The following is a 12,548-nucleotide window of genomic DNA, read 5'->3' on the forward strand; positions in this document are numbered from 1 at the left end:
TATTAATCTCTAAAATATGAATTAATTCAATAAGTAATATAACGTCTCAACCAGATTGGTTGTTATTAGGGTTACGATAATCAATGTCACATACCATGCTCAGCCCCAAAGCAGTTAAAAAGCTAGCGACAACTTTTCTCCTTCCATTTCCCTTCATTGGATTAATTGTCTTTTTAATTGGAGAAAATGACTTAAAGCAAGAACTACACCGAATTTCTCATTCGTACGTCAATCAAATAGAAGTAATCATCAATAAGCTTCGAGAGAAAAATTTACAAGCGCTTTATGGTGCAACCACTTGCCAGCAAATCCAGAAAGACTTGTTATTTGAAGCGTTTTTAAGAGAAATGCTGATCGTAGAAGACTCTAAAATGACCTGTTCTTCTAAAAGATCAGAAGCAGATTTGGCGAAAATTAAACATCCATTGCCAGTCGAAATGCTGGAAACGGGTGAATACTTATTTGATGTTCCTTATAACGATGGTCCTGTCCGTAGTTTAATAATCGTCGATAAAGATAAAAATGTCCCTTCGCGTTCAGCCATTTCGATTATCGATCAAAGTTATATCGATGTTAGACTAGGTTTAGGCAACGATGATCGTATTATGCATTCCATCATGACAGTTTCTGGCAAAACCTACCCTGCGGGTAGCCACATTGAAGATAACCACTTCCTGACGACCGCTAACTCATATCATTTGAATATTCAAATCTCAATTCAACCAAGCAATAAACTCACAAATGAGCTTTATATAAATTGTGTATTATTCAGCATCCCAATCTCGTTATTCTTATCGATATTTTGGTGTCTGATCAGATACTGGTACCAAACCAAAGGTTCATTATCGGAAAAAATGAAAAAAGCAATTAAAGCAAACGAGTTTTATTTGGTATATCAACCCTTAGTGGATAGCTCCACCACTAGAATTCAAGGTATGGAAGCGTTGATCCGTTGGAACAACCCAAGAACTGGTTTTATTAGCCCGGATATTTTTATTCCAGTTGCAGAACAGCATGGCCTCATCAATAAAATCACAGACTTTGTATTCGAGCGTGCATTAGCCGATTGGCAACAAAACACGCTCAATGGCTTACATATTGGTATTAATGTTCCCCCTAGCTATTTATCACAAAATTCATGCTTAGAAAAATTAGAAGCATACGCCAAGCGCTATCAATCTCAAGGTCTTAAACTCGGCATTGAAATTACGGAACGACAATTGCTTGATAAATCTGACAGAGCGGTACTGACCAATATTCAAAAGCTAGGAATTGATGTCTCTATCGATGATTTTGGTACCGGATACACCTCTTTATCTATCTTGCAGGATACCGAGTTTAATTACCTAAAAATTGACCGCTGTTTTATTAATACCATCGGTATCAAGTCGGTAAATTCTCCGGTGTTAAATAGCATTATTAACCTTGCTAATAGTATGAATGTATTAATGGTTGCAGAAGGAGTAGAAACCAAAGAACAAGTCGATTACCTCAAATCCCGCGGCGTTCAACTACTACAAGGCTATTTTTTCTATAAGCCTATGTCCCAAGAAGACATGTCGGTACTACTAAAAAATGATCAATGAATTATAAGAATAGGTTGATTTCCTTCCTTTTACTAATCGATGCCAAAGTTCAGTGATATAGTCACAACACGCATTTGAACAGCATTAGGTACAAGGAAGGTAAATGGAACTGTCATTAGAGATCATGGCGTTACTCGTCGGTGTGGCGGCATTAGCTGGCTTTATTGACGCGATGGCGGGTGGTGGTGGTTTACTAACCTTACCAGCGTTATTGGCAGCAGGTATTCCTCCCGCTCAAGCATTAGCAACCAATAAGCTTCAAAGCTCGTTTGGCAGTTTTTCCGCCAGTCTATATTTTATCCGTAGCGGTACCGTAAAACTGAAAACGATGTGGCTGCCGATTGCTTGTACATTTATCGGCTCAGCGCTTGGCGCAGAAGCAGTACAAATAATTAAACCTGATTTATTAATGAGCATTATTCCCGTCGTGCTGATTGCTATCTCTGGTTACTTTCTATTTTCTCAATCCGTCACCCCACATCCAGATGATAAACCTAAACTTTCTGAAGCAGCATTTGCCTTAATCATCGGTACTAGTGTCGGTTTCTATGATGGATTTTTAGGCCCTGGTACCGGCTCTATCTTTGCAGTATGTTTCGTGGCAATTGGTCGCTATAGCTTAGTCGCAGCGACTGCCCGCACCAAAATTCTTAACTTCACTTCGAATATTGCGGCTTTATCATTTTTTATTATGGCCGGATTACCTATTTGGGAATTAGGGTTAACCATGGCAGTGGGCAACTTTCTTGGTGCACGTTTAGGCGCCAAAGTAGTATTAGGCAATGGACAAAAAATCGTTCGCCCATTAGTGATCATTATGTCGATGACCATGGCGATTAAGCTTCTGTGGGAACAGCATCAGCAATGGCTGCTATCAATGCTTTAACTCGTTCATTACGATAAGTATTGGGGCGGCAGCATAAATGGACTGGGCGAAATAGAGGTTTTAGCTCATCAAAACTAAAGCAATATTTCGCCTCAATTTTTAATGTTTTAACTATCGATAATGGTACCAAAGCTGGCGCGACGCCACCGAGTGCAAGTTGCGCGGCTGCGGTGTAGGAATCCATCTCCATCAATGCCAAAATACCGAGTTGGGATAACACATCAAATTGGTAGCGATTCGCAGGATTCGATAAATCATTAGTGATAATCTGTTGAGGCAAGGCTTTCAAGGGTTTCTGGCTTACTAACACAAATGGCTCATCACACAAGCGTACGACTTTAAGCCCGTGCTTGGTGGGAATTTCGCCGGCACAAAAGCCTATCGTCGCTTTCCCTGATTGCACCCGCTCAACAATTCGAGGAGTATGGTGCGTACTGATATGTATCGCCGAGTCTTGCTTAAAATATCTCCCCATCATGCTAGATAGATACCCCGCCACCAAGGTTTCTGAACAATCTAAATGAATGACTGTGTCATCATTTAAAGTATGCTGCTCATAAATACGGCCTTGCAGCTCATGAAAAGTTGGTTCGACACTGGCAATCAATTCTTTGGCCGCCGGCGTTAAACGCACATGTCGTCCATCCGGCACTATCAACTTTTTACCTAACTTCTTTTCCAGCAAAGCAATACGCTTACTGACCGCCGATTGACTAATATACAGTTGGCTACCGACACGACTCATGGTTTTTTCATGACTCAAGACCAGCAGAGTTTCAATGCCTTCAAGTAACATATTAAATTAATGCTTATTGGGAATAGGTAGGATGATAATAACCAAGCCGCTAACTCTAATCTACAATACCAACCTAAAACTGCTCAAAGGTTTTGATGTCTTTTGATATTGAAGACTCATCTGTAGTTTTAGAGTGATGAGTCTCTAGATAGAACCAAGAGCGTAATTTAGCCGTAATTCGCCATACATACGCCAGCAAAAATGCATAGACAGCAAATACAGCAAGGAAGCTATAAAACATTATTGATTCTGCAATATTAGTCACTTCACCATAATAGCCAAATCCTGCAAAAACTATGGCTAAACTACAGATAAAGAGTAATGTTTGAACCGAAGAAAACCCTAATCTCTGAAAGATATGGTGTAAATGTTCACGATCTGGCTTAAAGGGAGAATCTCCACGTCGAATACGTCGGATCATAATGGCTGTCATATCCATCAATGGAACGGCAATAAACCATAAAGCAGTAACCGGACGAATTAAAGGTTCACCTCTAATTTGACTGGTGCAAAGTAAGAACCAAACAACCACAAAACCGATCACCATACTACCGGCATCACCCATGAAAATTTTATATCGGCGACCCAAAAGACCTAAATTCAAAAGAACATAAGGTAACATAATCGTTACAATAACAACGGCTACATAAGCAATTGATTCTTGACCATCATAAATTAGAACTAGCCCTATTGCACTGAAGGTTACAATAGATAGCCCCCCCAATAATCCATCAATACCATCCACCATATTAAAGGCATTAATAGTCCCTACGACGCCAAAAATAGTAATGACATAACCAAGCCAGCCTAAATGAATCGGACCAAACCCTAACATGTCCCCTAAATTATGTAACTTCACACCAGCAAACAACATCATTGAAACAGCGATTAAAGCTTGTACTAAAAAACGAATTTTGAAATTAACATCATACTTATCATCCAAAAAACCAATAATAAGTAAGACTAAAATAGAAAAAGAAAAATGTGTGGAGGAAGGAATAGAGTCAGGATTTAAAAAAAGAAATAATATAAATGTTATGCCAATTGCAATACCTCCCACTAAAGGGATAGCACCTTTGTGCATTTTTCTACCCTTTGGTAAATCAACAAGTCGAATTTTTTTCGCAAACTTACGAAGAACAAGTAAGATCCCTAAAGAAAGAGTGAACATAATCAGCAGTTCTAAGACTGGGTATAACACTATATCATCCTTAAATTTTAAACAAATTACCTTCAAGAATTCACCTGAAAGATAAATCAGCATTATTAATCAAACAGTTGTATACATGGTTTCATTAGCTTAATTGTATTACAATAATAAATAAAAAAGAGAAGAATACTAAGATTATAAACGAGCTAAATCATGAGAACGAGATCTTATAAACCAATGATCTTGCAGTCAATACCACTACCTAGCTAGGAAATTTTCACATAATAATAAACTTTTGCAAACAAATGTATATGTTAGCACGATAAATATCGCATATTCGTATTAACGTATTTATTTATCGCCATCTATCAAGTATTATCTTGGTCGCTATTTAAGAGAGATTCACTCTGTTCAATGTCAATTACAATGACTTATGCAGTACTAGTGGATGCGAAATATATGCTCGAGCCTTAGTGTCATAAGGTAAATAGAAAACGATGGATTGTATGAAAACCACTAAAAAATCACTTGCCTTGATATTGACTTTAACTCTTCTATCTGGCTGTACCATGCCAGGCTCCCACCTTAGCCTTTCGGGTAAGAACGTTGTCGAAACGAACCAAGATTCCGATTCAAGCGAAAAAGACGCGCAAGATGACCTCTCTAGTAGAGTGAATGTTTATAAGCTGGCACCAAGTACTGTCGCAACGTTTAAACAAGAACAAGTTTCATCTCGAAGCAATCCTGACCTAGACGTTCAAATTAAACAATATAAATACCATATTGGCCCTGGTGATATATTAAATATTACTATATGGGATCACCCTGAATTAACCATTCCAGCAGGTTCTTATCGGAGCTCCAGTGAATCGGGTAACTGGGTACATTCAGACGGTACCATCTTTTATCCTTATATCGGCACAGTACATGTTGAAGGAAAAACCGTCACTCAAGTTCGAGATGAAATATCGACCCGTTTAGCGAAGTATATTGAGAGCCCTCAAGTTGATGTAAATGTAGCGGCATTCCGCGCTCAAAAAGCCTACGTAACCGGTGAAATTAACCAACCTGGACAACAAGCAATTACCAATGTCCCCCTGACTATATTAGATGCGATCAACCGAGCAGGTGGTTTATCCGCTGATGCTGATTGGCGAAATATCACCTTAACTCGCAATGGCAAAGAAGAAAATATTTCATTATATGCTTTAATGCAAAAAGGCGATCTCACACAAAACCGCCTACTTCAAAGTGGTGACATTATCCATGTGCCACGTAATGATGGGCAAAAAGTCTTTGTAATGGGTGAAGTCAATGAACCTAAGCTACTTAAAATTGATCGTTCAGGAATGAGCCTAACCGAAGCATTAAGTAGTGTTGGTGGTATTAATCAACTTGATGCTGATGCTACCGGTGTTTTTGTGATCCGTTCACTAGCCTCTCATTCAGTGACAAAAGAAGAAACACCTAATGCCCAAGAGCCCATCACGAATGGTGACAAATCTGAAAACCAAGACGATAAAAAACAACCACCAATTGCAAATATTTATCAACTTGATATTAAAGATGCAACAGCACTTGTCATTGGCACTGAGTTTCAAATGCAACCTTACGATATTGTCTATGTCACGGCCGCCCCAATCACCCGTTGGAATCGCGTAGTTATGAAACTCTTACCAACGATCACCGGCTTTAATAACTTATCAGAAGGTTTAAACTACTACACTGACTTAAAATAATCGACATACATACCTAGGCTACTTAGTAATTACTATCTAAGTAGCCTTAATCAGATTATCGACCATTATTTTTATTATCGATTTATATGAAGGACTAGGCAGGAACCCCATGTTTAATAAGGTTTTAGTTGTCTGTGTCGGCAACATTTGTCGCTCTCCCACTGGTGAGCGTCTTTTACAAAGACATCTACCTAATAAACATATTGCATCAGCAGGTATTGGAACAGAAAAAAGTGGCCTGATAGGAAAGCCCGCAGAGAGAAATGCAAGTCAATTAGCAAACCAATACGGCTTGTCATTGGATGGACACCAAGCACAACAATTGACTCGGCAATTGTGTAAAGAGTACGACCTAATACTTGTAATGGAAAAAGGGCATATCGAGGCAGTGTGTCAGATTGCACCGGAAGTAAGAGGAAAGACACTATTATTTGGTCAATGGATTGGTCAAAAAGAAATCCCCGACCCATATCAAAAAAGCCCTGAAGTATTCAAGCATGTCTTTGATTTAATTGAGGCTTCATCTCAATCTTGGGCTAAAAAGCTGCAATAAAAACTTATACATTATACAAATAAAATAATTTTTCAGAGCCAATTTCACTCACTTGCTCATTGATGGAATATACATGACAGTTAATAACAGCACGCAAAAAGCCACTTCTCAACATAGAGAATCACATAGTGATGTGATCGATCTAGGTAAACTATTTGGAATTTTATTAGATCACAAATGGTTTATTATTGGTGTTACTTTCATCTTCGCTGTATTAGGTGTGAGCTATGCTATCCTCGCCACGCCAGTTTATAAAACAGATGCTCTCATTCAAGTTGAGCAAAAAAGCACAGGCATGCCTGCTTTATCCCCTGATATGTCAGAACTTTTCACTTCAGAGTCACCAGCAACAACTGAAATTGAAATCATCAATTCACGTATGGTTTTAGGTGAAACCGTAGATAAATTAAATTTAACAACAATTGCAACTGCCATTCACTTCCCTATTATCGGTAAAGGCATTGCTCGTCTACTCGGTGATACGCAACACATTAAAATCAGTCGATTTAACACACCAGAGTTATCTGAACCATTACAATACACGTTAACTTTATTAGATGAAGAACAAGGCACTTACCAACTTAGTGATGATGAAGAAAACATTATTCTTACCGGTAAAGTGGGTGAACTCGCCCAACAAGGTGAATATCGCCTATTTGTCACTCAAATCACAGCAAAAACGGGTGATCAATTTTCCATTGATATCATTAGTCGTTTAGATGCAATCCAAAAACTCCAACAAAACTTATCCGTCAGTGAAAGAGGCAAGCAAACTGGGATCTTGCAATTATCACTGACCGGTGAAAATCGTGCAGATATCCAAGCAATATTAAATGACATCAGCCAAAATTACTTCTTACAAAATGTTGAAAGAAACTCTGCAGAAGCCGAAAACAGTTTAGAGTTTCTAAAAAATCACCTTCCTGAAATTAAAAAACAACTCACGGTGGCGGAAGATAAACTAAATAGCTATCGCCAAAAGAATGAATCCGTCGATCTCAATATGGAAGCGCAGTCCACTTTAGATGTCATGGTAACGCTTGAGTCTCAACTTAATCAATTAACCTTTAAAGAAAGTGATATTTCAAAGCTATACACTAAAAATCACCCTGCTTACCAATCGCTTCTATCTAAGCGCCAAACCTTATTGGCGGAAAAAGCTCGCCTGAATAAACGCATTGAGAAGCTTCCAAAAACGCAACGTGAAGTATTACGTATGACTCGTGATGTGGAAGTAAATCAGCAAATATACATCCAACTGCTTAATAAAGTTCAAGAACTCAATATTGTCAAAGCCAGTACAGTTGGTAATGTTCGCATCATCGATGGTGCTCAAAGTTTCAGTCAACCGGTGAAGCCGAAAAAACCATTAATTGCAGTACTTGCCACTCTATTAGGTGGAATGCTATCTGTAGCTTTAGTATTGCTTAAAACCGCGATGCATCGTGGTATTGAAACCCCGGATCAAGTAGAAGATATTGGTCTACCTGTTTATTCATCCATTCCTGTATCACAAACTCAACTCGATATTGAAAAACGACAGAGTAAGAAAAAACAACTCTTACCAATAGATCAGTCTCTTCTAACGCTTAATGATCCTGCAGACTTATCTATAGAAGCCTTACGAAGTTTAAGAACAAGCTTGCACTTTGCCATGATGGAAGCAAAAAATAATATTTTGATGATTTCAGGTCCAAGCCCATCACTTGGTAAATCTTTTATTTCCATCAATATGGCGGCTGTGATATCACAATCAGAAAAAAAAGTATTATTGATTGGCGCAGATATGCGTAAAGGTCACATCCATAAAACGTTAAATTGTAATGTGACTCCAGGTTTGTCGGAGTACTTAAGCGGCCAAGCCACCATTGAAAATATCATTCAAACCTTACCTGTTGAGAATTTAGACTGCATTAATCGCGGTAAGATCCCACCTAACCCATCAGAATTATTGATGCACCCACGCTTACAAGCGTTGTTAGAATGGGCGTCAGAAAATTATGATTTTGTTATCATCGATACTCCACCAATTTTAGCCGTTACTGATGCCGCAGTGATCGGTCGTCATGCTGGTACAACTTTATTGGTTGGACGTTTTGAACAAACGACGGTGAAAGAAGTCGAATTAGCACAACAACGCTTTAATCAAAATGGTGTTGATGTGAAAGGTTTCATTCTAAACGCTATCGAGAAAAAAGCGGCTACTGCATATGGTGGCTACGGTTACTATCACTATGAATATAAGAGCGATACTAAGGACCATTAATCATTCGCAAAGTAAATTAGATTGATATATAGGGTGGAAAATTAATTTTTCACCCTTTTAGTATCTAGTATCGAATTGATTCAACAATTAAAAAATGGTGTTAAATCATAAACACACCAAATAAATATCACAATCTGCCTATATATATTTACAAATCCATGACAAATACACTATTCTATTTGTCTAATTAAATTCATAACCCTATTATTACTGAAGTCTTGTTTCTTAATATACATCTACATTTTTTACAATTTATGAGGTAAGGATGAAAAATCATAAATCTAAAGTTTTAGCACTGTGTGTGGCAACCGCACTTTTGTATGGTTGCGGTAGTGATTCAAACTCTACTATGGACGTACAAGCTTACGATGGACCCGTTCGTGGCATGATCCCAAGTTATAGTTGTGATAACGGTTCTAATGGAACAAGCGATGCAACTAATGATAAAGGCATAGCCACTATTGAAGGCTCCTTCGCTGATAACCCAGAAAGCTGCACGATCTCTTTCAAAGGTGGCTCTGACGCAATCGATATGGAAAATGGAAGAGATATGTCTGGTGTTCAATATTCTGCGCCAAAAGGCTTATTTACTAAAGATGGTAAAGTAACCGTTTCTCCTTTAACTACTTTGATTGATAAACAATTAAATGGTGCGGAATACAACGAATCGACTGCAACAGAAGTACTAGCAGATCTCGGCTTAGATGAAATTCCTAACAACGGTGTAAGTATTCAAGAACTACTTTCAGATACTGAGTCAGCCGTTACTAAATTAAAAGGCGATAATCCAACACTTTTTTCGAAACTTGCCGCCACTAAAATGATTTTATCTGATGTTGTACAATCGCAACCGGATCTTGAGCCTGAAAAGCTCGCTGCAGTCACAAAAAAATTGTCTGATTCATTAGTTTCAAGTATGCCTAACTTCCCTCTGGATAACTCGGGTAAAGAAGTAGTTGTTAACTTAAAAGATAAGTTACAAGACACAGATTTTGTTAATAAAGTGGAATCAGGTGAAGTTTCAGCTGATGAAATTAAAGACACACTTGAAGAAAATCTAGATGATGCCACTAAACCAGAACCTACTGATCCGGATACACCAGCAACAGGTGGAACTGGCGGTACGGGAAGTGCAGGAACAGGTGCATAATCCCTTAAGCTAAAAACTATCTAAATTAACGCCGCTAATAAAAAATATTTGCGGCGTTTGTTTATCTGCATAATACCTACAAGGATAGAATGCTGTCATGCAGACGAGAAAAAAAGCGTCATCTATAACCACCACTATTGCTCTAGCACTCATATCACCAGCGATATTTGCTAATACATCAATAGATCACTTACCGTCACACCAAAGTTTCACCGGATTAACGAATACACCCAATGCACAAGTACAAAACACCGGTGATTTTAGCTTATATTACGGGCAAGGCGTTCCTTATAAACAAGGTATTGGTGAACTTGATAACTGGGTAGGAAGCTTTGGCCTATTTCCTGGTTTTGAGATTTCAGGTCGTGTCGTTACTCAAACTTACGATTGCAATATTTATACTGAAACTAATTGTGGTATTAGAGATCTTTCCGCTTCAGCCAAATATCAACTCCCATTTATTTATGATTACACCGGCCTTAATGTTGCAATTGGTGCCCAAGATATTGGAGGGGCTGCCAACAACTTTCAAACCACTTACATTATTGCAGATAAAAGTTTTGATTTTGCTCCTTTAAGGATGAGTTTAGGCTATGGCCAATCAAAAATTGCATCTGGCATTATGGATGGTCCATTTGGTGGGATCGAAATTCAACCCTTATCATTTCTACAGTTCACTGGTGAATATGATGCTACCGAATTTAATTCAAGTATTAAGGCGATGACGCCTGATGGCTTATTACCGTATGACATCCAAGTCAGTGCAAACTACCAAGTTTACACGACACGTGAAGACACAAATCATGACATATGGGGGGTCAATGTCAGCGTACCCGTTTCTGGTTATCAAATGTCTCAGCCATATAATATAAGTCAACATAAGGATACACCTAAAGCAATAATGCAGGCTGGGCTTGCCTCTACAGATAACGCTAGCTTAACACGTCTCAGTCGTGCACTTGAAAACGAAGGATTCCTCAACATCCAAGTTGGTAAGCGTCAGAATACTATCGTCGTCGCACTCGAAAACCGTCGCTATAATCGTAATCAAATAGACGGTGTAGGGGTCGCTCTTGGTATTATTACAGCGAATGCGGGTAAAACATTAAAAGACGATCTTGAAATTCAGTCAGATGATACCCCTATTGAAATGGTAATGCTAAGTAACGGCATTCCTATGATGTCAATATCGTTAGAAGCAAAGTGTTATCGTGAGTTTTTAATCACAGGGATACAATGTTCAAAATTGAAATTTTCAACAGATAAACTCACTCAATCTTTGGATAATATTACATGGCAGCATCATATAATTAATTCTGGTATTGGACGTAGCCAATTCATTGTTTCTCCAGCCACGCGTTACGCTTTTGCGACCGAATATGGCTTCCTAGATTATTCTTTAGCCTTAGCAACTAATGCTTATGTACCTCTCTGGCAAGGTTTCGCTGTCGATATACGATACCTACTCCCTATTGATAATAGTGATGATTATGAACAAGGCCGTATATGGGGGGAATCTCAATTTGAAAATGAAATTGACCGAGCATTAGTTCATCAAGCATTCCGCTTGCCTTTTAATATAATGACCCAGTTTTCAGCTGGTTATGTATATAGTGGGTACATTGGTGCTGCCAATGAAACTACTTGGTATTCACCAGAAGGTCAACATTCCATAAGTGTTCAAACAAGTAAATTCACTTATAAAGATGACGTTAATGAATATGGTGAACAGATTGAAGATAAAAGCACCCTATTGGGTAGCTATACACTTTCGATACCACAATACAATTGGCAATTAGATCTCACAGCTGGTGAGTTTTGGCAAGGAGATCGAGGGTACCAAGTAACCACTAATCATTGGCTAGGGGATGTTAAAGTATTTGCTTCCTATTTAAATAGTGAGGATGAACAATTTGTTACGGCTGGCATATCCATCCCGCTTAACTTTTGGCGTAGTATGAAGCCAGGCTATATCCAATTAAAAGGTATTGAAGAATTTACTTTAGCAACACAAACCCGTATTGGTGAAAATCATAATCAGCTCAATACTGGCTTAGGTTCAAAATTAAGTTTCCAACATGATCTCTCAAAGCAGTACTATAACAGAAGCCGATTTACACCAAGTTACTTTAATAGCAATGTAGATCGTTTAAGAAATGCTTACTTGAAGTATTTAACTCTTTAATAGATCTAGCCCCCAATGTGAATAACTCAGCGGCGGGGGCTAATACTTATATTATTTATTTTAATTAATTCAAATAAATATACATTCTTATCCGTTATTTATCATCCAATTTAATCATTAAAATAATGTGATCTTCCGATCATTTTTCTGCAAATAGGTCAGCTTTCTAATAAGCTAACATGTAATTTCATAACAAAAAAAGTAAAGATTTATCACAGCAAAATTAAGCCAATTATT

General features: G+C 38.2%; 9 protein-coding genes. 7 read left to right on the top strand and 2 right to left on the bottom strand.

Annotated elements, in window-relative coordinates; translation table 11 throughout:
* Positions 1-83 precede the first annotated feature (83 nt).
* Together ACN0T8_RS09985 and ACN0T8_RS09990 are read left to right on the top strand one after the other, a co-directional pair.
* Positions 84-1,586 carry an EAL domain-containing protein gene (locus ACN0T8_RS09985; protein WP_417880476.1) on the top strand — a complete coding sequence of 501 codons (1,503 nt, stop codon included), beginning with the start codon at positions 84-86 and terminating at the stop codon, positions 1,584-1,586.
* Between the two features lie 103 nt (positions 1,587-1,689).
* Positions 1,690-2,472 carry a TSUP family transporter gene (locus ACN0T8_RS09990; protein WP_417880477.1) on the top strand — a complete coding sequence of 261 codons (783 nt, stop codon included), beginning with the start codon at positions 1,690-1,692 and terminating at the stop codon, positions 2,470-2,472.
* Here the strand turns inward: ACN0T8_RS09990 and ACN0T8_RS09995 are convergent.
* Complete coding sequence (locus ACN0T8_RS09995; protein WP_417880478.1) at positions 2,423-3,268, bottom strand: LysR family transcriptional regulator; 846 nt, start codon at positions 3,266-3,268, stop codon at positions 2,423-2,425. The genes ACN0T8_RS09990 and ACN0T8_RS09995 overlap by 50 nt on opposite strands.
* A 73-nt stretch (positions 3,269-3,341) precedes the next feature.
* The gene (wecA, locus tag ACN0T8_RS10000; RefSeq protein ID WP_417880479.1) at positions 3,342-4,469 is read right to left on the bottom strand and encodes a UDP-N-acetylglucosamine--undecaprenyl-phosphate N-acetylglucosaminephosphotransferase; all 1,128 of its coding nucleotides are present in this window, start codon (positions 4,467-4,469) and stop codon (positions 3,342-3,344) included.
* A gap of 455 nt (positions 4,470-4,924) precedes the next feature.
* Here wecA and ACN0T8_RS10005 point away from each other — a divergent pair, with 455 nt between their 5' ends.
* The 5 genes from ACN0T8_RS10005 to ACN0T8_RS10025 all read left to right on the top strand — a co-directional run bounded on the left by ACN0T8_RS10005 (position 4,925) and on the right by ACN0T8_RS10025 (position 12,311).
* Complete coding sequence (locus ACN0T8_RS10005) at positions 4,925-6,157, top strand: polysaccharide export protein (RefSeq protein ID WP_417880480.1); 1,233 nt, start codon at positions 4,925-4,927, stop codon at positions 6,155-6,157.
* Positions 6,158-6,266: 109 nt separating this feature from the next.
* Entirely contained in the window at positions 6,267-6,710 is a 444-nt protein-coding gene (locus ACN0T8_RS10010) for a low molecular weight phosphotyrosine protein phosphatase (RefSeq protein ID WP_417880481.1), read from the top strand.
* A gap of 73 nt (positions 6,711-6,783) precedes the next feature.
* The gene (locus tag ACN0T8_RS10015; protein ID WP_417880482.1) at positions 6,784-8,976 is read left to right on the top strand and encodes a polysaccharide biosynthesis tyrosine autokinase; all 2,193 of its coding nucleotides are present in this window, start codon (positions 6,784-6,786) and stop codon (positions 8,974-8,976) included.
* Between the two features lie 265 nt (positions 8,977-9,241).
* Positions 9,242-10,126, top strand: a complete 885-nt coding sequence (locus tag ACN0T8_RS10020; RefSeq protein WP_417880483.1) for a hypothetical protein — start codon at positions 9,242-9,244, stop codon at positions 10,124-10,126.
* A 97-nt stretch (positions 10,127-10,223) separates the two neighbouring features.
* Positions 10,224-12,311 (top strand): YjbH domain-containing protein, encoded by a 2,088-nt coding sequence (locus tag ACN0T8_RS10025; protein ID WP_417880484.1) that lies wholly within the window; start codon positions 10,224-10,226, stop codon positions 12,309-12,311.
* The last annotated feature ends 237 nt before the right edge of the window (positions 12,312-12,548 follow it).

Source organism: Vibrio sp., assembly GCF_048266485.1.
In the GTDB taxonomy this organism is placed as follows: domain Bacteria; phylum Pseudomonadota; class Gammaproteobacteria; order Enterobacterales; family Vibrionaceae; genus Vibrio.

Bases quoted from the DNA above. Each gene is read 5' to 3' on its own strand.
- ACN0T8_RS10025 (WP_417880484.1), top strand. From the start codon at position 10,224: ATGCAGACGAGAAAAAAAGCGTCATCTATAACCACCACTATTGCTCTA.
- ACN0T8_RS09995 (WP_417880478.1), bottom strand. From the start codon at position 3,268: ATGTTACTTGAAGGCATTGAAACTCTGCTGGTCTTGAGTCATGAAAAA.
- ACN0T8_RS10010 (WP_417880481.1), top strand. From the start codon at position 6,267: ATGTTTAATAAGGTTTTAGTTGTCTGTGTCGGCAACATTTGTCGCTCT.
- ACN0T8_RS09990 (WP_417880477.1), top strand. From the start codon at position 1,690: ATGGAACTGTCATTAGAGATCATGGCGTTACTCGTCGGTGTGGCGGCA.
- ACN0T8_RS10015 (WP_417880482.1), top strand. From the start codon at position 6,784: ATGACAGTTAATAACAGCACGCAAAAAGCCACTTCTCAACATAGAGAA.
- ACN0T8_RS09985 (WP_417880476.1), top strand. From the start codon at position 84: ATGTCACATACCATGCTCAGCCCCAAAGCAGTTAAAAAGCTAGCGACA.
- ACN0T8_RS10005 (WP_417880480.1), top strand. From the start codon at position 4,925: ATGAAAACCACTAAAAAATCACTTGCCTTGATATTGACTTTAACTCTT.
- ACN0T8_RS10020 (WP_417880483.1), top strand. From the start codon at position 9,242: ATGAAAAATCATAAATCTAAAGTTTTAGCACTGTGTGTGGCAACCGCA.